The organism is Campylobacter sp. RKI_CA19_01128, assembly GCF_025771175.1.
In the GTDB taxonomy this organism is placed as follows: domain Bacteria; phylum Campylobacterota; class Campylobacteria; order Campylobacterales; family Campylobacteraceae; genus Campylobacter_D.
The window spans coordinates 288,641-315,505 of record NZ_JAKMPU010000001.1 but is presented as its reverse complement, the minus strand read 5'-3'; the positions used below and the strand labels follow the sequence as shown (position 1 = coordinate 315,505).

22 protein-coding genes and 5 tRNA genes are annotated in these 26,865 nt (G+C 31.5%); 5 read left to right on the top strand and 22 right to left on the bottom strand.

What is annotated here, in order from left to right:
• Positions 1-269 precede the first annotated feature (269 nt).
• Positions 270-947: a molybdate ABC transporter permease subunit gene (gene modB, locus L8U98_RS01645; protein ID WP_263724560.1), complete on the bottom strand. Its 678-nt coding sequence runs from the start codon at positions 945-947 to the stop codon at positions 270-272.
• Positions 948-982: 35 nt separating this feature from the next.
• Positions 983-2,188, bottom strand: a complete 1,206-nt coding sequence (locus L8U98_RS01640; RefSeq protein WP_263724561.1) for a saccharopine dehydrogenase family protein — start codon at positions 2,186-2,188, stop codon at positions 983-985.
• Positions 2,189-2,331: 143 nt separating this feature from the next.
• On the opposite strand from L8U98_RS01640, the gene putP reads away from it, so the two are divergent.
• From putP to L8U98_RS01620, 4 genes are all read left to right on the top strand, one after another.
• Positions 2,332-3,810, top strand: a complete 1,479-nt coding sequence (putP, locus tag L8U98_RS01635; protein ID WP_263724562.1) for a sodium/proline symporter PutP — start codon at positions 2,332-2,334, stop codon at positions 3,808-3,810.
• Positions 3,811-4,791: a putative transporter gene (locus L8U98_RS01630; RefSeq protein ID WP_263724563.1), complete on the top strand. Its 981-nt coding sequence runs from the start codon at positions 3,811-3,813 to the stop codon at positions 4,789-4,791.
• A gap of 78 nt (positions 4,792-4,869) precedes the next feature.
• Positions 4,870-6,240, top strand: a complete 1,371-nt coding sequence (locus L8U98_RS01625; protein ID WP_263664233.1) for a hemolysin family protein — start codon at positions 4,870-4,872, stop codon at positions 6,238-6,240.
• A 64-nt stretch (positions 6,241-6,304) separates the two neighbouring features.
• Positions 6,305-6,787: a pyridoxamine 5'-phosphate oxidase family protein gene (locus L8U98_RS01620; protein ID WP_263724564.1), complete on the top strand. Its 483-nt coding sequence runs from the start codon at positions 6,305-6,307 to the stop codon at positions 6,785-6,787.
• 32 nt (positions 6,788-6,819) lie between these two features.
• Here L8U98_RS01620 and fusA read toward each other — a convergent pair whose 3' ends face one another.
• The 19 genes from fusA to L8U98_RS01525 all read right to left on the bottom strand — a co-directional run bounded on the left by fusA (position 6,820) and on the right by L8U98_RS01525 (position 24,358).
• A complete protein-coding gene (fusA, locus tag L8U98_RS01615) occupies positions 6,820-8,895 on the bottom strand; it encodes an elongation factor G (protein ID WP_263724565.1) in 2,076 nt (691 codons plus the stop codon).
• Positions 8,896-8,907: 12 nt separating this feature from the next.
• Entirely contained in the window at positions 8,908-9,378 is a 471-nt protein-coding gene (gene rpsG / locus L8U98_RS01610) for a 30S ribosomal protein S7 (protein ID WP_012661188.1), read from the bottom strand.
• Positions 9,379-9,445: 67 nt separating this feature from the next.
• Complete coding sequence (gene rpsL / locus L8U98_RS01605; protein WP_012661187.1) at positions 9,446-9,829, bottom strand: 30S ribosomal protein S12; 384 nt, start codon at positions 9,827-9,829, stop codon at positions 9,446-9,448.
• A gap of 62 nt (positions 9,830-9,891) precedes the next feature.
• The gene (locus L8U98_RS01600; protein ID WP_263724566.1) at positions 9,892-10,524 is read right to left on the bottom strand and encodes a CatA-like O-acetyltransferase; all 633 of its coding nucleotides are present in this window, start codon (positions 10,522-10,524) and stop codon (positions 9,892-9,894) included.
• 42 nt (positions 10,525-10,566) lie between these two features.
• Positions 10,567-15,120 carry a DNA-directed RNA polymerase subunit beta' gene (gene rpoC, locus L8U98_RS01595; RefSeq protein ID WP_263724567.1) on the bottom strand — a complete coding sequence of 1,518 codons (4,554 nt, stop codon included), beginning with the start codon at positions 15,118-15,120 and terminating at the stop codon, positions 10,567-10,569.
• Positions 15,113-19,246, bottom strand: coding sequence for a DNA-directed RNA polymerase subunit beta (rpoB, locus tag L8U98_RS01590; protein ID WP_263724568.1), 4,134 nt, complete (start codon positions 19,244-19,246; stop codon positions 15,113-15,115). The genes rpoC and rpoB overlap by 8 nt, the downstream gene beginning before the upstream one ends.
• 96 nt (positions 19,247-19,342) lie before the next feature.
• Positions 19,343-19,720, bottom strand: coding sequence for a 50S ribosomal protein L7/L12 (rplL, locus tag L8U98_RS01585; protein ID WP_263724569.1), 378 nt, complete (start codon positions 19,718-19,720; stop codon positions 19,343-19,345).
• Between the two features lie 19 nt (positions 19,721-19,739).
• On the bottom strand, positions 19,740-20,219 hold the full coding sequence (gene rplJ / locus L8U98_RS01580) for a 50S ribosomal protein L10 (protein WP_012661183.1): 480 nt from the start codon (positions 20,217-20,219) through the stop codon (positions 19,740-19,742).
• Between the two features lie 154 nt (positions 20,220-20,373).
• On the bottom strand, positions 20,374-21,075 hold the full coding sequence (gene rplA, locus L8U98_RS01575) for a 50S ribosomal protein L1 (protein WP_039617747.1): 702 nt from the start codon (positions 21,073-21,075) through the stop codon (positions 20,374-20,376).
• Positions 21,076-21,138: 63 nt separating this feature from the next.
• Positions 21,139-21,564 (bottom strand): 50S ribosomal protein L11, encoded by a 426-nt coding sequence (rplK, locus tag L8U98_RS01570; protein WP_012661181.1) that lies wholly within the window; start codon positions 21,562-21,564, stop codon positions 21,139-21,141.
• A gap of 27 nt (positions 21,565-21,591) precedes the next feature.
• Positions 21,592-22,122: a transcription termination/antitermination protein NusG gene (gene nusG / locus L8U98_RS01565; RefSeq protein WP_012661180.1), complete on the bottom strand. Its 531-nt coding sequence runs from the start codon at positions 22,120-22,122 to the stop codon at positions 21,592-21,594.
• A 4-nt stretch (positions 22,123-22,126) separates the two neighbouring features.
• On the bottom strand, positions 22,127-22,309 hold the full coding sequence (gene secE, locus L8U98_RS01560; RefSeq protein ID WP_012661179.1) for a preprotein translocase subunit SecE: 183 nt from the start codon (positions 22,307-22,309) through the stop codon (positions 22,127-22,129).
• A gap of 16 nt (positions 22,310-22,325) precedes the next feature.
• Positions 22,326-22,401 (bottom strand) — tRNA-Trp (locus L8U98_RS01555).
• Positions 22,402-22,422: 21 nt separating this feature from the next.
• Positions 22,423-22,581: a 50S ribosomal protein L33 gene (rpmG, locus tag L8U98_RS01550; protein WP_012661178.1), complete on the bottom strand. Its 159-nt coding sequence runs from the start codon at positions 22,579-22,581 to the stop codon at positions 22,423-22,425.
• Positions 22,582-22,620: 39 nt separating this feature from the next.
• Positions 22,621-23,820: an elongation factor Tu gene (tuf, locus tag L8U98_RS01545; protein WP_039668122.1), complete on the bottom strand. Its 1,200-nt coding sequence runs from the start codon at positions 23,818-23,820 to the stop codon at positions 22,621-22,623.
• Between the two features lie 65 nt (positions 23,821-23,885).
• Positions 23,886-23,960: transfer RNA gene (locus tag L8U98_RS01540), tRNA-Thr, on the bottom strand.
• 105 nt (positions 23,961-24,065) lie between these two features.
• Positions 24,066-24,142 (bottom strand) — tRNA-Gly (locus L8U98_RS01535).
• A gap of 7 nt (positions 24,143-24,149) precedes the next feature.
• A tRNA-Tyr gene (locus L8U98_RS01530) sits at positions 24,150-24,235 on the bottom strand.
• Between the two features lie 47 nt (positions 24,236-24,282).
• Positions 24,283-24,358 (bottom strand) — tRNA-Thr (locus L8U98_RS01525).
• A 91-nt stretch (positions 24,359-24,449) separates the two neighbouring features.
• Between L8U98_RS01525 and L8U98_RS01520 the strand changes: the two genes are divergently transcribed.
• Entirely contained in the window at positions 24,450-25,190 is a 741-nt protein-coding gene (locus L8U98_RS01520; RefSeq protein ID WP_263724570.1) for a YaaA family protein, read from the top strand.
• Positions 25,191-25,213: 23 nt separating this feature from the next.
• Here the strand turns inward: L8U98_RS01520 and L8U98_RS01515 are convergent, their stop codons facing one another.
• Positions 25,214-26,497: a major outer membrane protein gene (locus L8U98_RS01515; protein WP_263724571.1), complete on the bottom strand. Its 1,284-nt coding sequence runs from the start codon at positions 26,495-26,497 to the stop codon at positions 25,214-25,216.
• Positions 26,498-26,865: the final 368 nt, after the last annotated feature.

Here is a 26,865-nt window from a genome sequence, read left to right as displayed (position 1 = left end):
AGGGGGGGGGATAAAAAAGGACTGTGGATATTGGTTTATAACATGTGGTAAATTTTTAGAAAAATAGTGGGAAATGATAGAATATGAGTTATTATAAAATATGAAAAAATTCGTGTCAAATATAAAGAAAATAATATCTTAAATATAGATAATAAATAAGAAAGTAAAATAAAAAACAAATAATTAAAGATAAAATATGATTAGATAAATTTATACTCAAAATACTTGAAAACAATAAATGGATTATGTTTTAAGATAATATAGGTATATTATCTTTTTTGTTTATTAAGAAGATTTACACTTAGTAAAACAATAAAACTAAAAATTAAAAGTATGAGGCTATAAATATGAGCTGTAACAAAATCTAAATTTTCCATACTTTCATATATAGCAATACTAGCTACTTTTGTTTCTCCGCTTAAAGAACCACCTATCATTAATACTATACCAAACTCGCCCATAGTATGTGCAAAACTTATTACCAAAGCACTTAATATAGCTGGTTTAATACTAGGTAAGATTACTTTAAAAAGTGTGATGAAAGAATTTTTTCCCAAAGAAAAACTAGCTTCTATAACATTTTTAGAAATCATAGACATTGCATTATATAAAGGATTAAACATAAAAGGTAAAGAATAAATACAACTTGCTATCACCAAACCTTCAAAAGTAAAAGCTAAAGTGATATTAAAATATTTTTCTAAAAAATTACCAAAAAAAGAGTATTTTGAAAATAAAATCAATAAGTAAAAACCAACAACAGATGGTGGTAAAACTAAAGGTAAGGTTATTATAGTTTCTAGAATTTTTTTTGCTCTAAATTGCTTAAAAGTAAAAACCCAAGCAAGTGGTATGCAAAAACAAAACAAAATTATACAAGTAATAATAGAAAGTTTTATGGAAACTAAAAAAGGTGTCCAATCTATACTTAATAATAATTGCATCATTATTAAAACTTTCTCAAGTCAAAAAAGACTTGAGATTATTTTCCTAAATTTGGCTCCATTTCTATAATTTTCCAAGGAAGTCCTTGAGTATTTAACTCATCCATAAAAGGTTTAGCGTCAAATTCTTCCATGTTAAACACACCTTTTCCTTGCCAAATTCCTTTAGCAATTAGCTTTGTTCCTATCATTGCAGGAACTCCAGTAGTATAACTCACAGCTTGCGCTCCAGTTTCTTTAAAGCACTCTTCGTGATTGCAAACATTGTAAATATAAACTTGTCTATCTTTTCCATCTTTTACACCACGAATCACACAACCTATATTAGTATAACCTTTGGTGCGAGGACCTAAACTAGCAGGATCAGGAAGTAGTGTTTTTAAAAATTCTATTGGTATTATTTCTTTGCCTTGATGCATAACAGGCTTAATACCTAGCATACCAACATTTTCAAGACATTTCATATGAGTTAAATAGCTTTGCCCAAAAGTCATAAAAAATCTTATTCTTTTTAAACCTTTGATATTTTTTACTAAGCTTTCAAGCTCCTCATGATAAAGTAAATAGCTATCCTTTACCCCTACTTCAGGATAATCCCATTCCATTTTTATTTCCATAGGTGCAGTTTCTATCCATTTTCCATTTTCCCAGTAACGACCTTTAGCAGAAACTTCTCTTAAGTTAATCTCAGGGTTAAAATTAGTTGCAAAGGCATAGCCATGATCTCCAGCATTACAATCTAATATATCTATATAATGAATTTCATCAAACAAATTTTGCTGTGCATAAGCACAAAATACATTAGTAACACCAGGATCAAATCCACTGCCTAAAAGTCCTAAAATTCCTGCTTGTTTAAACTTATCACTTCTTAACCATTGTTCTTTATATTCAAATTTAGCCAAATCAGGATGTTCATAGTTTGCAGTATCTACATAGTGGATATTAGTTTGAATGCACGCATCCATTAAAGTAAGATCTTGATAAGGTAAAGCCACATTTAATAAAATTTCAGCTCCTGTTTTTTTGATAAGTTCTACAACAGCAGCGGTGTCATCTGCGTCTATTTGCTCAGTTTGAATTTCTATACCCAAACGCTCTTTTATAAAAGCTGCTATTTCATCACATTTACTTTTAGTTCTACTTGCTAGGGTTATTTTACTAAAGACATCACTATTCATTGCACATTTTACAGTCGCAACACGGCTTACACCACCTGCACCTATAATCAAAAGATTTTTCATCATTTTTCCTTAAATTTTTTAGAAAATTGTAACAAAAAAACTTTATAAAGCATTGAAATAAAAAAACAAAAAATAATTTTTATAATGTTTTTTTAAAATAAAACAAGTAAAATGATAGTTTTTTAAATTTTTTAAGGACACTTATGAATTTACAAAGTGTGGAACTTTCTTATCCTATTGTTATTACTTTTATTACCTATGCATTTTTAATGCTTTTTATAGGTTTTTATTTTTACAAAAAAAATCAAAACAGTAAAGATTATTTTGTTGGTAATGCTTCCATGGGGCCTGTAATATCTGCCTTAAGTGCAGGTGCTTCTGATATGAGTAGTTGGCTTTTAATGGCTTTTCCTGGTGCTTTATATGCAGCTGGTTTGGGACAAATTTATATAGCCATAGGTTTAAGCTTTGGTATGTTTTTGAACTGGACTTTTGTTGCTAAAAGATTAAAGATTTTTTCTCAAATAGCCAAAGAATGTATTACAATTCCTGATTTTTTCGAAAGTCGCTTTCATGATGATAAGCATATTTTAAGAAGCATTTGTGCGGTAGTTATTTTGGTATTTTTTACTATTTACATTAGCGCTGGATTAGTAAGTGGTGCTAAACTTTTTGAAAGTGTATTTAATTTGCCTTATATTTTTGCCTTGAGTATTGGATTTTTAGTTATTGTTTTATATACTTTTTTAGGTGGTTATAAAGCTGTATGCTGGACTGATATGATACAAGGACTTTTAATGATGAGCTCATTAATCATCATTCCTTTTGTGATGATTTTTGAACTTGGTGGCTTTGGCGAAGCTTTTTCTACTATAAATAATGTAAAACCTCAAGCCTTTGGTTTAGATGGTGGTGGTTGGCTAGTTGTAGTATCAACCCTAGCATGGGGGCTTGGTTATTTTGGTCAACCTCACATTTTAATTCGTTTTATCTCTATAAAAAATGTAAAAGAAATTCCTACTGCAACTTTTATAGGCATAACTTGGATGGTAATTTCTTTATTTGGTGCTGCTATGATAGGATTTTTAGGTATTGCTTATATAGCTAAATTTAATCTTACTTTAAATGACCCTGAAAGAATATTTATCGTAATGTCTCAAGTGCTTTTTAACCCTTGGGTGGCAGGAATTTTACTCAGTGCGATTTTAGCAGCTATTATGAGTACAGCTAGTTCTCAACTACTAGTGTGTGCTTCTAGCTTGGTGCAAGATTTTTATACACAAATCTTAAAAAGAAAAACAAATGATAAAAATATTACTTTATTATCACGTCTAGGTGTTTTAGCTGTTGCTTGCATAGCTTTTATGCTTTCACTTGATACTCAAAGTCAAATTTTAAGTATAGTTTCTTACGCTTGGGCTGGTTTTGGTGCAAGCTTTGGAAGTGTTATTTTATTTTCTTTATTTTATAAAAATATGAGCAAAGAAGGTGCAATAGCTGGAATGGTTAGTGGAGCTTTAACTGTTATATTTTATAAACATTTTGGTTCAAATTTTATAGCAATTTATGAAATCATTCCTGGATTTTTAGTTGCAAGTTGTTTTATTGTGATTTTTAGTGTGATTTTTAAAGCAAAAAAACATACAATAAAACACTATGAAAAAATGTTAAAAGAAATTTAAATGTTTAAATCTTTTTTTTATTCAAAAAAATGGGCATTGTGGGCTTATTTGGGTTTGTTTTTTTTACTAGCTTCTTTACTTGCTCAAACTTCCATTAATGTTGCAATAAATGAATGGTATAAAGAATTTTATGATGTTTTACAAGATGTAAAAAATCATAGTATAGATGACTTTTATCATTTTATTAAGCAATTTTTATATCTAGCATTGCCTTATGTATTAATTGCTACTATCACGCAATATTTTGGAAGTATTTATGCCTTTAAATGGCGTGAGGCTATGACTTTTGATTATATTAAATTTTGGCAAAAAAAAGATGACAACATAGAAGGTAGCTCACAAAGAATTCAAGAAGATATTTATAATTTTTCAAAAATCATAGAAAGCTTAGGATTAGCTTTTGTTAAGGCAATTATGACTTTAATTGCTTTTGTACCAATTTTGTGGATGTTAAGCACGCATGTTAATTTACCTATCTTAAAAGACATTAATGGCTCTTTGGTATGGATTGCATTTTTGGTTTCTTTAGGAGGTCTTGTTATATCATGGTTTGTTGGCATTAAGTTACCCGGTCTTGAATATAATAATCAAAAAGCTGAAGCTGCTTTTAGAAAAGAACTTGTTTTTGCTGAAGATGATAGAAAAAATTATGCGAGCGATGAAAGTATTTTAAGTTTATTTACTGGACTTAAAATCAATTATAAAAGATTATTTTTGCATTATGGATATTTTAATATATGGCTTTATCTATTTGAGCAAATCATGGTTATAGTGCCTTTTTTAATCATGGCTCCAAGCTTGTTTTTAGGACTTATACAACTTGGAATTATCATACAAGTTGGCAATGCTTTTGATCAAGTTAGATCTTCATTTAGTATTTTTATCACCAATTGGACAACTATCACGCAATTGCGTAGCATTTATAAACGTTTAGATGAATTTGAAAAAAATATTGAATATAGAAAACATAAATTAGTTTAAAATATATCATTTATTTTAAGCTAATTTTATAGTTTTGATTTGATATAATTTTGCAAAAATTTTATTAAAGGAGTTTTTTTGGACCCCAGTCAATCTTTAGACTTAAATCAAACATTACCCGCTGTTGCCTCAATTGATGTAGGCTATTCTACTTTTATGATTCTTGTTGCATTAGCTTTAGTGCTTTTAAATGGATTTTTTGTTTTATCTGAATTTGCTATTGTTAAAGTACGTAGATCAAAACTCGAAGAAATGGTAAAAGAAAAAAAACGTAATGCAAAAAAAGCTTTAGAAGTAACCTCAAAACTAGATACTTATTTAAGCGCTTGCCAACTTGGTATTACACTAAGTTCTCTTGCTCTTGGTTGGATAGGTGAACCTGCTATTGCCAAAATTCTTGAAGTTCCTTTGGCAAATTTAGGCTTAGCTCCAGCATTAATTCATACTATAGCATTTGTTATCGCTTTTGCTATTATCACATTATTGCATGTTGTATTAGGTGAATTAGTTCCAAAGAGCGTTGCTATCGCTATTGCAGATAAAGCTGTTTTATGGGTTGCAAGACCATTACATTTATTTTGGTTACTTTTCCTACCTTTCATCAAAACATTTGACTTTTTAGCTGCAATTTCTTTAAAAGTTATAGGTATCAAACCTGCTAAAGAACATGAATTAAGCCACTCTGAGGAAGAAATTAAATTTATTGCAAGTGAAAGCCAAAAAGGTGGAGTTTTGGATGAGTTTGAAACTGAAATCATACGTAATGCTGTTGATTTTTCAGATACAGTAGCAAAAGAAATCATGACACCTAGAAAAGATATGATATGTCTTAACAAACAAAAAAGCTATGAAGAAAATATGCAAATAGTTTGTCAATACAAACACACACGCTTTCCATATATAGATGGTTCTAAAGATATCATTTTGGGTATGGTACACATTAGAGACATCATGCAAAATGAACTTAGTAAAGATAAGAAAAATTTAGATGATTTTTTAATCAAAATGATCTTAGTTCCAGAAAATATCAGCATATCCAAAGTCCTTTTCATGATGAATAAAGAACAAGTGCACACAGCATTAGTAGTAGATGAATATGGTGGCACAGCTGGACTTTTAACCATGGAAGATATTATGGAAGAAATCGTTGGAGATATTAACGATGAGCATGATGATTCTAGTCCACATTTTAAAAAACTTGCAGAAAACATTTATGAATTTCAAGGAAGATATGAAATTAGCGAAGTAGAAGAAATGCTTGATATACGCTTTAATGAAGAGCTAGAACAAGTCACTATAGGTGGATATGTTTTTAATCTCTTAGGACGCTTACCGGTTGTTGGAGATAGAATAGAAGATGAATTCTGCTACTACGAAGTCAAAAAGATGGATGGAAATAGTATAGAACGCATTAAAGTTGTACGCAAAAATACCGATGAAGAAGAGTGATAAACTCTTCTTTTACTTTCATACAATCCTCAATCTTATCCATTCTAACCTATAAGGAAAATATATGCAATTACATGATGAAATCAATCAATTTATGCAAGAACGCAAAAGCATTATGATATCTTCTTCAAATTTAAATAATCAAACCATATGTTCATATACACCTATTATAAAAATTAAAAATGACTTTTATATTTATATTAGTGAAATTGCTGAACACTTTGAAGGAGTAAAATACAATAATAAAAACATAGAAATTATGTTTATAGAAGATGAAAAAGATTGCGTGTCAATCTTTGCAAGAAAAAGACTTAAATTTAGAGTAGAGAGTGTAGAAATAACAAGAGATAATCAACTCTTTGAGCTAGTATTAAATACTTATGAAAATGAAAACAATAAAGAAATAATCCAAGTCATTAAAAATATGAAAGATTTTCATTTATTTCAGCTGATACTAAAAAATGGAAGATATGTTAAAGATTTTGGAAAAGCATATGAAATTAATGAAGGAATAATTAATTTAATTAATTCAAAAGGACATAAATAATTCAAGATGAGCTTTTTGCTCATCTTGATAGATTAACCATTTCTTTTTTTGATAATTTCTTCAGAAACGTTTTTTGGAACTTCATCATAGTGATCAAATTCCATAGAATAAGTAGCACGGCCTTGAGTTTGACTTCTAAGATCAGTTGAGTAACCAAACATCTCAGCCAAAGGACAAAATGCTGTAATAATTTTATTACCACCTCTTTCATCCATTGAATTTACTTGACCACGACGTTTATTTAAATCTCCAATAACATCACCCATATATTCTTCTGGAGTTTCAACTTCAACTTTCATCATAGGTTCTAAGATTACCGCACCTGCTTTTCTAGCACCTTCCTTAAAGCCCATAGAAGCAGCAAGTTTAAATGCCATTTCAGAAGAATCCACTTCGTGATAGCTTCCATCATAAACAGTTACTTTAACATCTTCAACAGGATATCCCGCTAAAACACCATTTTGTAATGCTTCTTGTATACCTTTATCAACAGCTGGAATATATTCTTTTGGAATTACCCCACCTTTGATATCATTTACAAACTCATATCCACTACCTGGCTCAAGCGGCTCAAGTCTTAAGAATACATGGCCATACTGACCACGGCCACCTGATTGTTTAGCGTATTTGTATTCTTGCTCAACTGTTTTTCTGATAGTTTCACGGTAAGCAACTTGAGGTTGACCAACTTCTGCTTCAACTTTAAACTCACGAAGCATTCTATCAACAATAATTTCTAAGTGAAGCTCACCCATACCTGAAATGATGGTTTGACCACTTTCTTCATCTGTAGAAACTCTAAAGCTTGGATCTTCTTGAGCTAATTTATTTAAAGCAATAGACATTTTTTCTTGATCTGCTTTTGTTTTAGGCTCAACAGCAACTGAAATAACAGGATCTGGGAAATCCATTCTCTCTAAAATAACCTTATCTTTTTCGCTTGCTAAAGTATCACCGGTTAGTGTGTCTTTAAGTCCAACAACCGCTCCGATTTCTCCTGCGTATAAAGTTTTAATCTCTTCTCTTTTATTAGAGTGCATTTTCAAAAGACGGCCAATTCTTTCTTTTTTATCTTTTGTTGAGTTATATGCATAAGAACCACTTTCTAAACTTCCTCTATATACACGAACGAAAGTTAATTGTCCAACAAAAGGGTCGGTCATAATTTTAAATGCAAGACCTGCAAATTCACCATCATCAGTTGATTTTACAGAAACTTCTGTACCATCTTCATATTCACCTTTGATATTAGCAACTTCATCAGGAGCTGGTAAATAAGCAACAACAGCATCAAGTAATGGTTGAACACCTTTATTTTTAAAAGCTGTACCACAAAGCATAGGAACCATAGAAAGACTTAAACATCCTGCTTTAATACCTGCTTTGATTTCTTCTTGAGTAAGCTCTTCACCACCTAAATATTTCTCCATTAATTCATCGCTTGTTTCAGAAACCGCTTCTATCATTTTTATACGATATTCTTCAGCTTTTTCTTTAAGCTCAGATGGAATTTCTTTTTCTACATAATCAGTCGGTTTGTTTTCATCTTCCCATACCAAAGCTTTCATGGTAATAAGATCAATTACACCTTTGAAATTATCTTCAGCGCCGATTGGAATTTGAAGTGGAACTGGGTTACCTTTTAAGCGATTTTTAATTTGCTCTTCTACGTTAAAGAAATTTGCACCAATTCTGTCCATTTTATTTACAAAAACAATTCTTGGAACACCATATTTATTAGCTTGTCTCCAAACAGTTTCTGATTGTGGTTGAACTCCACCTACTGAACAAAATACTGCAACAGCACCATCTAAAACACGCATTGATCTTTCAACTTCGATTGTAAAGTCAACGTGGCCTGGAGTGTCTATAAGGTTGATTTGGTGATTTTTCCAAAAACAAGTTGTAGCAGCAGAAGTAATTGTAATACCTCTTTCTTTTTCTTGTTCCATCCAGTCCATTGTAGCTGCACCATCATGTACTTCGCCAATTTTATGACTCATACCTGTAAAGAAAAGAATTCTTTCACTAGTAGTTGTTTTACCAGCATCAATGTGAGCTGCGATACCTATATTTCTAACTCTTTTTAAAGGAGTACTTCTTGACATGTTTTACTCCTCTTACCAGCGATAATGAGCAAATGCTTTATTAGCTTCTGCCATTTTATAAGTATCTTCTTTCTTCTTAAATGAAGCGCCTTTACTATTAGCTGCGTCTAATAATTCAGCTGCTAATTTTTCAATCATAGTTCTTTCACTTCTTTTTCTAGCAAAAGAAATAATCCATCTTATAGCTAAAGCTTGTTGTCTAGCTGGACGCACTTCTACTGGAACTTGATAAGTAGCACCACCAACACGACGAGATTTAACTTCTAATAAAGGCTTGATATTTTCAATAGCATCATTAAAAATTTCTATACCTTTTTTTTCTCCACCTTTTTTATCGATAGCTTCTAAAGCACCATACATAATAGTAGTAGCTGTGCTTTTTTTACCATCATACATTAAAGAATTAATGAATTTTGTGATTACTTTATTTCCATAAATCGGATCTGGCAAGACTTCTCTTACCGGAGCTTTTCTTCTTCTCATAATTTTCCTTCAAATTTATAATTTTACTCAAACAAAATCAAATCTAACGGATTTGTCTGCAATCTTATTACTTAGCTGCTGCTTTAGGGCGTTTTGCACCATATTTAGAACGAGAAACAGTTCTTTTTGCAACACCTGCAGTATCTAAGGCACCACGAACAATGTGATACTTAACACCTGGTAAGTCTTTTACTCTACCACCACGCACTAAAACGATGCTGTGTTCTTGTAGGTTGTGACCTTCACCACCGATATAACTAATAACTTCAAAGCCACTTGTAAGTCTTACTTTGGCAACTTTTCTTAACGCTGAGTTTGGTTTTTTAGGAGTTGTTGTATAAACCCTAGTACAAACTCCCCTTCTTTGTGGGCAATTTTTAAGCGCTGGTGATTTAGATTTTTCTAAAACTTTTTTGCGCTCTTTTCTAACCAATTGATTTATGGTTGGCACAGTAATTCCTTTCATTAATAAAATAATAAACTTTGGATAGTATCTAAATTTTACTTATAAAATTATAAACTATTAAGGTTTTCTTGGAGTTTTTCTAAAAACAAATAAATGTGATAAGCATCATTGCTGGCATGATTAACATTAATACTAAAAGGAATGAGAATTTTTTTATTTTCTTTTATAATCTTTCCACTTGTTATAATAGGAAAGAAATACTGCTCTTTTTTTGGCAAGTGTAAAGAAAAATTCTCAAAAGCCACCCAAGGAATGGCAGAAATATTAAAAAGATTATCTATAGGCTCTTTTAAAAACATACTTTTATCGTTTCTTATTAATTGTTTATCCTCTTCATATAAAGATAAAAAATCATTTAAATTTTCTTTATAGAAAGTCCAAAGAACAGAAAAAGTTTTAGAGTCCTTATGAAAAATAGTATAAGAAGGATGGATAATATCATAACATATTAGTTGTTTGTTTTGATCTAAACTAAATTTAAAATTATCAAAAGTATTTATACTTTTACTAATAGTGTGGATAAAACAAGGGTAGAATTCATAATTATTGTTTTTAATAAAATAATAAAAAGAACTAATATCTAATTTAACAGTAATTTCAAACGAGCAAGGAATATTTTGAGTATAAAAGTTAAAATGTTCTTTTCTTTTATATTGTTCTAAATCAATTATTTTAAACATAAAATACTTAAAAAATCCTAGCAAAATTGCTAGGATTGAAAATTAATTTTGTTGTTTAAGCTTTAAATTTTGATCTCCATAAAGACCTGTACCAACAGGAATCATGCGACCTAAGATTACATTTTCTTTTAGATCTTCAAGATAGTCAAATTTACCTGCAATACTTGCTTCTGTTAAAACCTTTGTTGTTTCTTGGAATGAAGCAGCCGAAATCACACTATCACTTCCAATAGCTGCTCTTGTAACCCCAAGCAACACAGGCTCAGCTACAGCAGGTTCACCGCCATATCTTAAAATTCTTTCATTTTCTTCTCTAAATTTTCTTCTTGAAACCAAATCACCTACAATAAAGTTTGTATGACCACTATCAACAATTTTTACTTGTCTTAGCATTTGCGATACGATGATTTCAATATGCTTATCAGAAATCACAACACCTTGGCCACGATAAACTTGCTGAATTTCAGAAATAAGATAATAATGCAATGCTTTTTCACCTAAAATTCTAAGCACATCATGACTTGAAATAACCCCATCGGTTAATTTTTCACCCGCATGAATAAATTCACCATCTCTTACTTGAATGCGTTTTGATTTATCTATCAAATACTCCGCACTACTTCCATCTTCTGCTTGGATAATGATTCTTTCTTTTGATCTTAAAGGTTTATCAAATCTAACAACCCCGTCAATTTCAGCCACAACAGCAGTATTTTTTGGCTTTCTTGCTTCAAATAATTCAGATACCCTTGGAAGACCTCCAGTAATATCTTTTGATTTAGCTGCTGCCTTTGGTGTTTTAGCTAAGATATCAGCTTGCTTAACCTTATCACCATCGTTTACATAAATAACAGTTTTTGGTTCGAGTTGATAACGCACCACTTTATCATTTTCACCTATGATTAACAACGCTGGACGCACTCCACTTGGTAAATACTCATTAATAACAAGTGATCTTTTACCAGTTGCTTCATCAATTTGTTCATCAGCACTATAGCCTGATTCAATATCTTCAAAGTTAATTACACCTGCAACTTCTGCAATTACAGTATTATTATATGCATCCCATTCAGCAATGATAGTTTTATCTTCTTTGCTTGATTTTGCTATGATAGTTTTAGGATTATCCACAAAAGTGCTATCATCAAATTCAATCACAGAATCTCTTGGTATATAGTGTCTTTTTGCTTCTCTATCATTTTCATCAGCAATAACAACAAAAACACCTTTTTCTTTAACCACATCACCTTTTTTAAGATTTCTAATTCTATCTAAACCATCCCCTTTAAGCATATAAAACTTCAAGGTACCTTTTGCACCAGCTACAATATCTTGAGTGATAGGATCACCATCTTTTACTAGCAATTCACTCGCATAAGGGATACGGTTTGGTATATTCCAACCCTCTTTAATTACTTCTACAATACTTTCATTTTCAGCTACTTCAGCACCATCGCTATATGGAATATATAATTTACCTTCAATATTACCACTTACACCCGCAAGCTCATTAGCTTTTGCTAAGTCATACTTTCTTAATATAAACTTAGCTTCATTATTTTTTGCTTTAACACTAACCACCACATCCTCATATGCATGTTCAATATGAATAGTTCCTTTAAATGGAGCTTTGATTTTTGGCTCCACAAGTAAAATAGCAGCATTGCGGTGATTGGCCACTATAGTTTTACCTTGTCTATCTTCATAGGTATTAAGATTATAAAATCTTACAAAACCTTCTTTATGTGCTACCACTTGACGATCTTGTAAATCTGTACTAGCAGTACCACCGCTGTGGAAAGTTCTTAGTGTAAGCTGCGTTCCCGGCTCACCGATTGATTGAGCAGATATAATACCTACAGCCTCACCTGGTTTAACTAATTTTCCTTCGCCTAGATTAATACCATAGCATTTAGAACAAACTCCTTTTTTAGCTTTACAAGTAATAGGAGTTCTAATGCTTACACTCTTTACTCCACTTTCAACAATAATTCTAGCTTTTTCCTCATCTACTAAAGTACCTTCTGAGAATAAAATCTCATTAGTAATAGAATCAATAATATTTTCAGCTAAAACTCTTCCTAAAATTCTTTCTTCTAAGGTTTCAATCACAACACCATCTGCAGTAATTTCATTAATCTCAACACCCTCATGTGCACCACAATCTTCCATTGTAACTTTTACATTTTGTGCCACATCGATAAGTTTTCTTGTCAAATAACCTGCATTTGCTGTTTTTAATGCTGTATCTGCAAGACCTTTTCTAGCACCGTGAGTTGAAATGAAATATTCAAGAACGTTTAGTCCTTCACGGAAGTTCGAAATGATCGGTGTTTCAATAATAGAACCATCAGGTTTAGCCATAAGACCCCTCATCGCAGCAAGCTGTGAAATTTGAGCTGCTGAACCCCTAGCACCAGAATCTGCCATCATATAAATAGAGTTAAATCCTTCTTTGTCTTTTTTAATTAACTCCATCATGTCTTTTGACAAGATATTATTAGTGCTTTTCCAAATATCGATAATCTTATTATATCTTTCACCCGAAGTAATCAAACCTAAATTATATGAATTTTGAATTTCTCTTACTTGTTTTTTAGCTTCTTCTATGCTTTTTTGCTTTTGATCAGGCACAATAATATCAGCAATTGAAATAGAAATACCCGCTTTTGTTGCATATTCAAAACCAAGATCTTTTAATTTATCTAAAAAGCTAGCACTTACTTCAAGGCCACCTTCTTTATAAACATAATCAACCAAAGCTGCAATATCTTTTTTCTTCATGACTTTATTCCACATATTTTCAGGAACAAAATCAGGCAAGATAGACTTAATAATTAATCTTCCAGCAGTCGTAGTGATTTTTCTACCATCAACTACACTTCTAATACTTGCATGAATATCTAAAGATTTTGCTTCTAGGGCAATCATAACCTCTTCAATACCTGTACAAATTTTATGCTCACCCTTAGCACCATCTTTTTCTAAAGATAGATAATAAATCCCCAAAACCATATCTTGAGAAGGTACAGTCACAGAACGACCACTTGCTGGAAGCAAGATATTCATAGATGAGAGCATTAATACTTTACACTCAGCTATTGCTTCTTGTGATAAAGGCACATGCACAGCCATTTGATCCCCGTCAAAATCAGCATTAAATGCTGCACACACCAATGGATGAAGTTGAATTGCCTTGCCCTCTACAAGCACAGGATGGAAAGCTTGGATGGAAAGCTTATGCAAGGTTGGTGCACGATTAAGCATTACAGGATGACCTTTAACAACCTCTTCTAAACACTCCCAAACCTCATTGGTTTTATTTTCTATCATTTTTTTAGCTTGTTTTACAGTGGTAGCATAACCTTTTTCTTCAAGTTTAGCTAACAAATGTGGCTTAAATAATTCCAAAGCCATTTTTTTAGGTAAACCACATTGATCCATTCTAAGTTTTGGCCCAACAACAATAACACTACGACCTGAAAAATCCACTCTTTTACCAAGTAGATTTTGTCTGAAACGACCTTGTTTTCCTTTGATGATTTCACTTAAAGATTTTAATGGACGTTTATTTGCACCTTTAACTGCATTTGCTCTTCTACCATTATCAAATAAAGCATCGACTGCTTCTTGAAGCATTCTTTTTTCATTTCTAATGATAATTTCAGGTGCATCAAGCTCCATAAGTCTTTTTAAACGTGTATTTCTATTAATAACTCTTCTATATAAATCATTCACATCAGAAACTGCAAATTTTCCACCATCTAAAGCTACCAAAGGTCTTAAATCAGGTGGTAACACAGGTAAATTTGTAATCATCATCCATTCAGGACGATTTGGAACTACTTCATCACTATTTGTATTAGTATTTAAATTACTATTTAAGAAATTTTCCACCACTTTTAAGCGTTTGATGATAGTTTTTTTCTTTGCTTCTGAATTAGTTGCTGCAATATCTTCTTTTAATTTATTTAAAAGCTCAACAAGATCTAAATTTGCTAGTAAATCTCTAACAACTTCACCACCCATTCTAGCTTTAAATCCACTACTTTCATAGCGTTGCATTAAATTTAAATACTGCTCTTCATTTAATACATCACAAAATTCAACTTTTTTAGTATTTTCATTATCATAGTATGCATCACCTGGATTTTCTACTATATATGCTTCATAATACAATACGCGCTCTAAGTCTTTCATCTTTACACCAAGTAAAGTACCGATACGACTTGGCAAAGAATTTACATACCATATATGTGCTACTGGTGTAACTAGCTCGATATGCCCCATTCTTGAGCGGCGTACTTTAGAACTAGTAACTTCAACACCACATTTTTCACACTTAATGCCTTTAAAACGCATTTTTTTATACTTACCACAAAGACATTCATAATCTCTTACTGGTCCAAAAATTTTAGCACAAAAAAGCCCGTCTCTTTCAGGCTTTAAAGTTCTATAATTAATTGTTTCTGGTTTTTTTACTTCGCCATAAGACCATGATTTGATTTTTTCAGGACTTGCAAGTCTTAATTGAAAAGCTTCAAAGTCTCTAGGTCTACCATCTTCTTTTATTTCGATAGGTTTAAATTTACTCATTATTCTCATCCTTATCAAAAATCTCAACATCTAAAGCAAGAGATTTTAATTCATTTGTAAGTACAAAGAATGTCTCTGGAATACCTGTTGCTGGAACATTCTCACCTTTTGTTAAAGCTTTATAAGCACTAAATCTACCTTCAACATCATCAGATTTTATGGTTAACATTTCTCTTAGAGTATGAGCTGCTCCATAAGCTTCAAGAGCCCAAACCTCCATCTCACCAAATCTTTGTCCACCAAATAAAGCCTTACCACCAACTGGTTGTTGTGTTACAAGACTATAAGGTCCAGTACTTCTTGCGTGAACTTTTTCATCTACTAAATGGTGTAATTTAAGCATATACATACATCCAACATGCACACGCTCTGCCATTTTTTCACCAGTTCTTCCATCATAAAGTTCGCTTTTTCCGTCCATAGCTATTTTAGCCATTTCAAAAAGCTTACCAAATTCTTCAACCGTTACGCCTTCAAATACAGGAGTAGCAAATTTCACTCCTTTAGCCCAATCTCTAGCATAAGAAATAAGCTGTTCATCATTTAAAGTTTGCACAAATTTCTTTTCTAATTCAAGTCTAGATACACTACAAATTTCAAGAATTTTTTCACGTAATTCTTTTACAAAATCTTTTTGTTTTCTATCAAAAATTTCTTGAATTTGATCACCTAGTCTCATACCAACAATCCCCAAATGACTTTCAAGAATTTGTCCTATATTCATACGACTTGGAACCCCTAGAGGATTTAAGGCTATATCAATAGGTCTTCCATCAGGTAAATATGGCATATCAACTTCTGGAACGATATTAGACACAATACCTTTATTTCCATGGCGTCCTGCCATTTTATCCCCAACTTTCAATTTTCTCTTAGTCGCGATATATACTTTAACAAGTTTTACTACCCCACTTGGTAAAATATCATCTTTTTCTAAAATTTCTAATTTTTCATCATGCTCTGTTTTAAGTTTTTTCTTCTCATTTTGGAAATGATTTTTTAAATCATCATATTCTTTTTGTACTTCTTTAGAATAAGCTTTAACTAAAGAATTTAACGCAAAACGATTGATTTTTTCTAATTCTGTAATTTCTACTTTAGAGCCTTTTTTATATTTAACACCATTTATTTCTTCATCTGAATTTAAAGCTGATTTAGAAAGTAAAGAACATACTCTTAAAGTTTCTTCTCTATCCATCATTAAAAGTCTATCATGATGTTCTTTTTCAAGATTTAATTTTTCATCATCATAAGCTTTTATAGCACGTGCATCTTTTTCATAACCTTTTTTAGTAAAGATTTTTACATCTACAACAACACCTTCTAATGAGGCGGTTGCATATAAAGATTTATTTACAACATGTCCAGCTTTTTCACCAAAAATAGCTCTTAATAATCTTTCTTCAGGTGTAGGTTTTACTTCACCCTTAGGTGAAACTTTACCTACCAAAATCATACCAGGCTTTATATGAGTTCCTATTTTTGCAATACCACTCTCATCAAGATGCGCTAAATCTTCTTCTTTTACATTTGGAATATCTTTTGTAATTTCTTCTACACCATCTTTAAGCTCTCTAGCCTCTACTTCTTTTTCATAAATATGAACACTAGTAAAAGTATCTTCACGTAAAATTTTCTCACTAATTACAATAGCATCTTCATAGTTATACCCATGCCATGGCATAAATGCGATTAAGGCATTTTTACCAATAGCAAGCTCTCCTTGATCCATACTTGGGCCATCTGCAATGATTTGACCTGCTTGAATAAATTCGCCTTTTTTCACAATTGGATGCTGTGTAAAAGTTGTATTTTGGTTAGTTCTTAGATTTTTTTCCATTTTATAATGATCAATAAATGGTCCATTTTCATCTTCGCCCAAAATAAAAATATTTTTATTGTCAACTTTTTCTACAATCCCTGCTCTTTTAGCTTTAATAGCCTCCCAAGCATCACGAGCAATGATTTTTTCCATACCAGTACCTACTATAGGTGCTTGTGCGGTTAGTAAAGGCACTGCTTGACGTTGCATGTTTGAACCCATTAAAGCTCTGTTTGCATCATCATGCTCTAAGAATGGGATTAATGACGCTGCAACCCCTACTATCATACCTGAACAAAGGTCAATCAAATGTACTTCTTCTCTTCTTGCTAGGATTGTTTCACCATCTTGTCTTGCTTCAACAAATTCCTCAACAATATTACCTTTTTCATCAATTTTAGTTGAAGCGGCTGCAATCACTAAGCCCTCTTCTTGAGTAGCAGTCAAGTAAACAATTTCATTACTTACTTTTCCATTTTCTACCTTCTTATAAGGTGCTTCAACAAAGCCTAGATCATTTACTTTAGCATAAGTTGAAAGTGTGTTAATTAATCCGATGTTTTGACCTTCTGGAGTTTCAACAGGACAAATTCTTCCATAATGCGTTGCATGAACATCACGTACTTCAAAACCTGCTCTTTCTTTTACTAAACCACCTTCACCAAGCGCTGATAAACGACGTTTGTGAGTCACTTCACTCAATGGGTTTGTTTGATCCATAAATTGAGATAATTGACCACCAGTAAAAAATTCCATAATTGTTACAGTAATTGTCTTAGGATTAATCAAATCATAAGGCATTACTTTATCAATATCTGTATTTAAAGCCGTAAATTTATCTCTAATTGATTTTTGCATTTTAGCAAGACCTACATGAAGTTCATTTGCTAAAAGTTCTCCAATTGATCTTATACGACGATTACCTAAATGGTCTCTATCATCAATATGACCTCTACCATTTTTTACTTTAATTAAATATTTTGCAGTTTTTACTATATCTTCATTGGTTAAAACCGTAACATATTCAGGCGTATCTAAGCCTAATTTATGATTCATTTTCATACGACCAACTTTTGTTAGATCATATCTTTCAGGATTGAAAAATAAATCATTCACAAAAGCTTTTGCAGCATCTTTTACTACTGGTTCGCCTGGTCTCATTACTTTATAAATTCTAATAGCTGCTAAATCATTCTCATCATCTATATTCTCAGTTTGTTTTAATAATTTTAAAGTTTCATTATCTTGAATGAAAGAATTAATAATAGCAGCATCTACTCCATTAGCTAAGTCATTAGCAATATCAAACTGTTTTTCCTCTTTAATTTTTGCTAGTTTTCCCTCATCTAATAGCGTTAAAGAATCAAATAAAACCTCACCAGTTTCTTTATTAATAATAGGATTAGCTAAATATCTATTTGTTAAAATTTCAACTGGATATTCAACCCATTTAACCCCATCTTTTACAAGCTGTTCAGCCTTTTTCTTTGTCATTCTTTTACCAGCTTGATGAATTACATTGCCTTTTTCATCTTTTAAATCATATTCAACTCTATCTAAAAAGTCATTTGGATTAAATTCAGTTAAGAATTTATCTTTTTTAACATGAATAGTTTGTATAGGGTAAAATAATTTTATAATGTCTTGTTTTTTATAACCAAGTGCTCTAAATAAAATTGTAATAGGCACTTTTCTTCTTTTATTAATACGCACATAAAGCACATCTTTAGCATCATATTCAAAATAAAGCCAAGAACCACGATCTGGTATGATTTGGGCTGTATATACTAATTTATTTGCAACAGTAGAACTTTCTTCTTCTTTAAATATAACACCCGGACTTCTATGAAGTTGATTTACTACAACCCTTTCAACTCCGTTAATTATGAAAGAAATTCTATCTGTCATTAAAGGGATTTCTCTAATATAAATTTCTTGTTCTTTAATATCTTTTATACCAATTTTTTCACCCGTTTTTTCATCTTTTTCATGTAAAGTTAAACGGATTTTCATTTTTAAATTTACAGAATAAGTCAAACCTCTTTCCATACACTCTCTAATAGTGTACTTAGGTTTACCTACTTCACTACTTACATATTCTAAACTTAATCTATTTTGTGGATCATGAATTGGAAAAATAGATTTAAATACTTTTTCAATTCCACTTTCTGAATTTTTAGCATCTATGTTTAAAAAATAATCAAAACTTTTCTTTTGTAATTGTAATAAATTTGGAATGTCTATTTGTTGTGGAACATTCGAGAAGTCTATTCTTAAACGATTTCCTGATTGTGAATTTAACATATTATTATACCCCATGGTAAAAGTATTGAAAGAAAGAATCCTAATTAAAGGAAAACAAGAAAGGATATAAAATCCTTTCTTTTAAAACAAAAAAAATTATTTAAGCTCAACCTTAGCGCCAGCTTCTTCAAGTTGTTTTTTAGCTTCTTCAGCTTCAGCTTTGCTAACACCTTCTTTAAGAACTGATGGAGTTTGTTCAACAGCATCTTTTGCTTCTTTTAGTCCAAGACCAGTTAAAGCACGAACAACTTTAATTACATTGATTTTTTTATCGCCACCATCTTGTAATACGATGTCAAATTCAGTTTTTTCTTCAGCAGCACCGCCAGCAGCACCTGCAACAGCAGCACCTGCAACCATAACTGGAGCAGCAGAAACACCAAATTTTTCTTCAAATTCTTTTACTAATTCTGAAAGTTCAAGAACGCTTAGATTAGAAATAAATTCTAATATATCTTCTTTAGTAATTGCCATTTTTTATCCTTTTTAAATTTTATTCAGCTTCTTTTTTTTCTTTTAATGCATTTAATCCAATTGTAAAATTGGTGATTGGTGCATTCCAAACTTGCAAAAGCATAGCAAGTAATTCATTGCGAGAAGGCATTTTAGCTAAAGCTTTAACTTTATCTACTGAAGCAACTTCACCATCAATAAATGCGGTTTTGATCTCAAATGTTTGATTAGCTTCGCTAAATTTATCAGCAACTTTTGAAACATTTAATTGGTCTTCACCCCAAAGATAAATATTTGTATCTTTAAGTTCCATTCCATCTTTGCCGGCATTTTTAAGAGCAATACTTGCTAAAGTATTTTTAATAATTTGAACTTTAACATCCATTTCTCTCGCATTATTTCTTAACTCTTCAAGTTTTTTAGTGTTTAAACCTTTGTAATTACAAACTACAACAGCTTCACTAGCCTTAAAACCCTCTTCAAGCTTAGAAACAAGTTCAATTTTTTGGCTTTTAGTCATCTTTACTCCTTTCCGACCGGTGATTTCAAGCAGAGCAGAAAATCTAATTAAGTCCTAAGACCTCGGCTATCTCCAATCTAAGATAAAAATTAGATAAAATAAAAGTTATTATCTTATCTAATTTTTATTAATGAGAGAAAAACTCTCATTAATTTTATTTTGTATCAAGCAATTCTTGAGTATCAAGAGAAAGAGAAGGACTCATAGTCAAAGAAAGACTAGCATTTTTAATATATCTTCCTTTTGCAGCAGCTGGTTTATGTTTATTAATAGCTTTTACAAATGCTGTCATATTTTCTTTTAATTGTTCTTGAGTAAAACTAACTTTACCCAAACCTGCATGGATGTTTCCTTGTTTATCAACACGGAAATTAACTTGTCCATTTTTAGCATTATTAACAGCTTGAGCAACATCCATTGTTACTGTACCTGTTTTAGGATTTGGCATCAAACCTTTAGGTCCTAAAATACGACCTACTTTACCTACTAGACCCATTAAATTTGGTGTAGCAATTAAAACATCAAAATTCATATTACCTTTTTGAATTTCTTCTACTAAATCATCACTACCAACTATATCAGCACCTGCATTTTTCGCTTCATCAGCTTTTGCATCTTTTGCAATAACAGCAACACGAACTTTTTTACCTGTACCGCAAGGTAAAACAACACTACCTCTTACCATTTGATCTGCATGTCTTGGATCAACATTTAATTTTAAAGCAATTTCAACTGTTTCATCAAATTTAGCAGAAGCAAGAGTTTTTACTGTACTGATTGCCTCATCCATTAAATAATTTTTATTTGAATCTATTTTTTTTAATAATTCTGTAAATCTTTTAGTATTTTTAGACATCAATTTTCTCCGCATTTTATATAAAGTGCTACCGCCTTTTTAAACTCTTGGCGGTAAAGAGTATTAATCTACGATTTCAACACCCATAGAACGAGCAGAACCCATGATAATTTTAGCAGCTTGCTCTCTATCTTTTGTATTCATATCAGCGATTTTTTTATCTACAATTTCTAAAACTTGTGCTTTAGTTAATTTACCTACTTTATTTTTTAAAGGATTATCCGCACCTTTAGAAATACCTGCAGCTTTTTTAATTAAATCTGTAGCTGGTGGTTGTTTTGTTATAAATGTAAAGCTTTTATCTGCATAAACAGTAATAACAACTGGAATATTAAAACCAGCCATATCTTTTGTTCTTTCATTAAATGCCTTACAAAATTCCATAATATTAACACCTTGTTGACCTAAAGCAGGACCAACTGGAGGTGATGGATTAGCCTTAGTAGCAGCTATTTGTAATTTAATTTCTCCTACGACTTTTTTAGCCATAACCTTTCTCCTTTACTTACTATATAATCAAACTATTTTTTCAACTTGAGAGTATAAGATTTCTACTGGAGTTGATCTACCAAATATAGAAACATTTAGCTTTAAAACGCCTCTAACCATATCATATTCCTCTACAATACCAACAAAGTTTGCAAAAGGACCTTCAGTTATTCTTACACTTTCTTCTTTATCAAATGAAATTTTAGGCTTAGGTGCTGCTTTATTTTTCACCTTTTCTAAAATAAGATTGATATCTTTTTCACTTAATGGAGTTGGTTTTTTACTTTCACCTATAAAACGACCAACCTTTGGTAAAGACTGAATTTTGTGCCAAAGCTCTGTTGATAAGTCTATATTAGCAAATACATAGCCTGAATATAAACTTCTTTCGCTTATTTTTTCTTTACCATTTTTAAATTCAATCACATCTTCAGTTGGAACAATTACTTCTAATAATTGCTCTTGAATTCCATGATCTCTAACTAAATTTTCTATGGCTCTTTTTACAGCCATCTCACTACCTGCATAAGTTTGAATTGCATACCATTTATGATTCATTTTTCTATCCTATAATCTTAGATAATGAAAATGACATAATCAAATCAACTAATGCTAAAAATAATGAAACAACAGTAACAACTACAAAAACTGTAATATAAGCATTTCTAACTTGCTCTTTCAAAGGCCAAATTACTTTTCCTAATTCAGCTTTTGACAATTTAAAATAAGTTATTAGTTTTTCCATATTTTACCTTATTTTGTGGCAGGGCAAGAGGGATTCGAACCCCCAACCATCGGATTTGGAATCCGGCGCTCTACCGTTGGAGCTATTGCCCTAAGGGCTTTTTTATAAAAGCCTTAACTTTTTAATTTAACTTCTTTATGAATTGTATGTTTTTTCAATCTTGGGCAATATTTTTTTAATTCTAACTTTTCAGTTGTATTTTTACTATTTTTAAAAGTGCTATAATTAATATCACCGCACTCTTCACATTTTAAACCAACTTTAATTCTCATTTTTATTCCTTAAAAAGCGAGATTAAATCTCGCTTATAATTATTTAATAATTTTAGAAACAACACCTGAACCAACAGTACGGCCACCTTCACGGATAGCAAAACGAGTACCTTCTTCAAGCGCAACTGGTGCAATAAGACTTACAGTAATTCTAACATTATCGCCTGGCATAACCATTTCAACGCCTTCTGCAAGTTGGATAGAACCAGTAACATCAGTTGTTCTTACATAAAATTGTGGTCTATAGTTGTTAAAGAATGGAGTATGGCGTCCACCTTCATCTTTATTTAAAATATAAACTTCTGCTTCAAAATCAGTGTGAGGAGTGATTGATTTAGGTTTAGCAAGAACCATACCACGAAGAACATCTTCTTTTTTAGTTCCACGAAGAAGAACACCAACGTTATCTCCTGCTTCACCTTGATCCATTTCTTTTCTAAACATTTCAACACCAGTTACTGTAGTGCTTTGTGTTTCTCTAATACCAACGATTTCAATAGTATCACCAACTTTAACAATACCTTTTTCAATTCTACCAGTAACAACTGTACCACGACCTGAAATTGAGAATACATCTTCGATAGGCATTAAGAAATCTTTATCTGTATCACGAGCTGGAGTTGGAATATACTCATCAACTGCTGCCATAAGATCTAAGATTTTTTTAGACCATTCACCATCTTGTCCAGCTTTTGCTTCTTCAAGAGCTTGTAAAGCTGAACCTGAAATAATCGGAGTATCATCTCCTGGGAAATCATAAGAGCTTAATAATTCTCTAATTTCCATTTCAACTAATTCTAATAACTCAGCATCATCAACCATATCAGCTTTGTTCATGAAAACAACAATATATGGTACACCTACTTGACGAGAAAGCAAGATGTGTTCTCTAGTTTGTGGCATTGGGCCGTCTGCTGCAGAAACAACAAGAATAGCACCGTCCATTTGAGCAGCACCAGTAATCATGTTTTTAACATAGTCAGCGTGACCTGGGCAGTCTACGTGAGCATAGTGACGATTTTCTGTTTCATACTCAATGTGAGAAGTAGCAATAGTAATACCACGCTCTTTTTCTTCAGGAGCGTTATCGATATTATCATAATCTTTAAGCTCAGCCAAACCTCTTCTTGAAAGAACAGCAGAGATAGCAGCTGTTAAAGTAGTTTTACCGTGGTCAACGTGACCAATAGTACCAATATTTACGTGAGGCTTATTACGTGAAAATTTTTCTTTAGCCATCTTTTTCCTCCATATAAAATTTACAAACAAATACTAATTTATGTTTTATAATCTTTTGAAATCAATGGAGCTCATAGCGGGACTTGAACCCGCGACCTCTCCCTTACCAAGGGAGTGCTCTACCTCTGAGCCATACGAGCGCTCAGAAAAATTAAAAACATAAACTATAAAATTTTGGAAATTTGAAACTGCTAGAAATTCTGAATTTAAAAACAGCTCCCAGTTTCACTCTACCAAAATCAGGTTGGAGCGGGAAACGGGACTCGAACCCGCGACCCTCAGCTTGGAAGGCTGATGCTCTAGCCAACTGAGCTACTCCCGCAAAGCAATGGTGGTGAGTCGTGGATTCGAACCACGGAAGGCGAAAGCCAGCAGATTTACAGTCTGCCCTCGTTGGCCACTTGAGTAACTCACCATGAATAATAATGCTTTTTATTTCTGGTCAAACACTGCTATTAACAATGGAGCTGGTTAAGGGACTTGAACCCCCGACCTGCTGCTTACAAGGCAGCTGCTCTACCAACTGAGCTAAACCAGCAAAAAATAAAGTTGAATTATAATGTAATTTTGAATTAATGTCAAGTGTTTTAAATAATTTTGTATAATTTTTAAAAAATAAAGGATTTATTATGAAAATTTTATTTTCACCTAGTGAGGGAAAAAGTAAAATAAATACACATAGTTGTTTAAATGAAAAATCATTCATATTTAACAAGTTATACGATAAAAGACTTGAAGTAATTGCTAAATACAAAAATTTTATTAAAGAATGTGATGAAAATGTTCTTGAAAAATTTTTTGGTATCAAAGACAAAGATGAATTATATGATCTTAGTCAAGATATATTAAAAAAAGATACAACTAAAGCAATTCAAAGATACAATGGTGTTGCTTTTGAATATTTAGATTATGAGAGTTTGGGTGAAATTTCTAAAAAATATATAGATGAAAATGTATTAATATTTTCAAATCTTTTTGGTCCTATTTTAGCAAAAGATTTAATACCTTATTATAAATTAAAACAAGGAGAGAAAATCAAAGATTTTAATATAGAAAAATTTTATAAAGAAAATTTTTCCAGTGAACTTGATGATTTTTTAGAAAATGAATTAATAATCGATCTTAGAGCCAAATTTTATGAAAAATTTTACACCATTAAACAACCCTTTATTACCCTCACTTTTTTAAAAAATTCCAAAACTTTAAGTCACTTTGCAAAAGCTTATAGGGGTAAAATATTAAGAATACTAGCAAGTAAAAATATACATAGCAAAGAAGCTTTGCTAGAAAATCTACCTAATGATTTAAAAATAAAAGAAATTAAAATACAAGGATTAAAAGAAGAGATAATTTTAGATATAGTAAGCTAAGCCTTTTGGCTTAGCTTTTATAATTAGAATTTGTATAGAGCTTCAAGTCTGATGAATTGATCTTTAATGTCATCTACACCAGCTTCATTGAAATCTTCAGTTAAGTAAGAATAGAATCCACTAAATGTAAGTTTTGGACTATAAGCGTAAGATACTCTTGCAATGTATTCATTTTTATCTATATCTTTGTAACCATGACTTAATTCAGTTGTACCACCAACATAATCAAATCCTACTCTTAAAGTTTCAGCAAAAGTATAACCTAAACCTGCAAAATAGAAGAAGTTTTCACCTGTGTCACCTGTTAATCTACTTCCGTGAGAGTAGAAAATTTGCTCACCTGGAGCGATTACTCTACCTTTATCTTCTAATACAACTACGCTACCTTTATCTTTTTCACCATAGCCAACTACACCTGCTTGGAAATCAAAAGCATAGATATTTGCTTGAATTTGTCCAGCATAGAAGTTACCATTGTCTAAGCCTAATTTTTCTTTGTCACTATCTAGGCTATTTCCTAAGTATTGAGCTTGGATTTTGAAATTAGCATCGTTAAATGCAAATTTATAACTAGCATCTACTGCATATAAGAATGCCCAGTTATTTGAGTAAGCAGCCCAAATTTGGAAAGCAAATGGATCAAAGTCACCTAATACAGCAGCACCATATAGTGATGATTTAGCTAGGGTTACTGGACTATTTGCTAAATTATAAGTCTCTGAATTAGCATTATAAGCTACAATTGTTTTACCTATAGAAGTATCACCATCATCATCCCAGTTGAAAGCGTCAAACCAATAACCTGCAAAAGTTAAACCTTCGATAGAAGTATTTACTACTTTAGCTCCTGTTCCTACTAAGTCATCAGTCCAAATAGAACCAACTTCCATTTTACCGAAAGTTACACTTGTAGCATAAGCTTCGTTAGTGTATTCTAAGTAAGCTTGATTTACAGCAAATGAAGTATGAGTATCTGTTCCTGTGTTTTCATCAGCCACTATGCTTCCAAAACCTTTATCAGTTGCATCATATTGAAATTGAACGAAAGCTTTGAAGTTATCATCTAAAGCTGCTTTGAAGTTTAATTGAGCTTTAAATTTATGCTCATTGTTTTTTGAGCTGTTAAAACCATCTCGGATTTCTTTTCCAGCATTATTTCCAACATCCATTCTATCAGACTGGAATCTGTATCTCATCATTCCTGATACATCAACATCTTTTATAGCTTCTTCAAGTGAAACAGCGTTAGCTGCTGAAAAAGCACCTGCAGCTAAAGCTGCTACTAAACTAAGTTTAACTAGTTTCATGAGAATTCTCCTTATTAAAATTAAAACTATGGCTTGTATTATATCATAGTTTTATATGAGAATTCTTAAAGTAAACAAAAATATGTATTTATTGGGATATATATTTGAAGTTATAGTATGTTGTTATACTATAAATTATTAGTATATAATGATTATAGCTTAGATAATTAACCTATATTAAATTAAATCTTTAAAATTATAATTTAATTTTATTCCTAATTTTATATTTTATAAATAATCTCATTCATATTTAAAACTATATATCTTTAAAGATCTAGCAAAAACTAGATCTTTAAAAACTAAGGAGTTATCTATGAATGTTTGCTTTTACAGATGTAATTATGCTCTTTGATAGTTAATGTTTGGAA

Coding starts and splice junctions, on each gene's coding strand:
- modB (WP_263724560.1), bottom strand. CDS start 947: ATGATGCAATTATTATTAAGTATAGATTGGACACCTTTTTTAGTTTCC.
- L8U98_RS01640 (WP_263724561.1), bottom strand. CDS start 2,188: ATGAAAAATCTTTTGATTATAGGTGCAGGTGGTGTAAGCCGTGTTGCG.
- putP (WP_263724562.1), top strand. CDS start 2,332: ATGAATTTACAAAGTGTGGAACTTTCTTATCCTATTGTTATTACTTTT.
- L8U98_RS01630 (WP_263724563.1), top strand. CDS start 3,811: ATGTTTAAATCTTTTTTTTATTCAAAAAAATGGGCATTGTGGGCTTAT.
- L8U98_RS01620 (WP_263724564.1), top strand. CDS start 6,305: ATGCAATTACATGATGAAATCAATCAATTTATGCAAGAACGCAAAAGC.
- fusA (WP_263724565.1), bottom strand. CDS start 8,895: ATGTCAAGAAGTACTCCTTTAAAAAGAGTTAGAAATATAGGTATCGCA.
- rpsG (WP_012661188.1), bottom strand. CDS start 9,378: ATGAGAAGAAGAAAAGCTCCGGTAAGAGAAGTCTTGCCAGATCCGATT.
- L8U98_RS01600 (WP_263724566.1), bottom strand. CDS start 10,524: ATGTTTAAAATAATTGATTTAGAACAATATAAAAGAAAAGAACATTTT.
- rpoC (WP_263724567.1), bottom strand. CDS start 15,120: ATGAGTAAATTTAAACCTATCGAAATAAAAGAAGATGGTAGACCTAGA.
- rpoB (WP_263724568.1), bottom strand. CDS start 19,246: ATGTTAAATTCACAATCAGGAAATCGTTTAAGAATAGACTTCTCGAAT.
- rplL (WP_263724569.1), bottom strand. CDS start 19,720: ATGGCAATTACTAAAGAAGATATATTAGAATTTATTTCTAATCTAAGC.
- rplJ (WP_012661183.1), bottom strand. CDS start 20,219: ATGACTAAAAGCCAAAAAATTGAACTTGTTTCTAAGCTTGAAGAGGGT.
- rplA (WP_039617747.1), bottom strand. CDS start 21,075: ATGTCTAAAAATACTAAAAGATTTACAGAATTATTAAAAAAAATAGAT.
- rplK (WP_012661181.1), bottom strand. CDS start 21,564: ATGGCTAAAAAAGTCGTAGGAGAAATTAAATTACAAATAGCTGCTACT.
- nusG (WP_012661180.1), bottom strand. CDS start 22,122: ATGAATCATAAATGGTATGCAATTCAAACTTATGCAGGTAGTGAGATG.
- secE (WP_012661179.1), bottom strand. CDS start 22,309: ATGGAAAAACTAATAACTTATTTTAAATTGTCAAAAGCTGAATTAGGA.
- rpmG (WP_012661178.1), bottom strand. CDS start 22,581: ATGAGAATTAAAGTTGGTTTAAAATGTGAAGAGTGCGGTGATATTAAT.
- tuf (WP_039668122.1), bottom strand. CDS start 23,820: ATGGCTAAAGAAAAATTTTCACGTAATAAGCCTCACGTAAATATTGGT.
- L8U98_RS01520 (WP_263724570.1), top strand. CDS start 24,450: ATGAAAATTTTATTTTCACCTAGTGAGGGAAAAAGTAAAATAAATACA.
- L8U98_RS01515 (WP_263724571.1), bottom strand. CDS start 26,497: ATGAAACTAGTTAAACTTAGTTTAGTAGCAGCTTTAGCTGCAGGTGCT.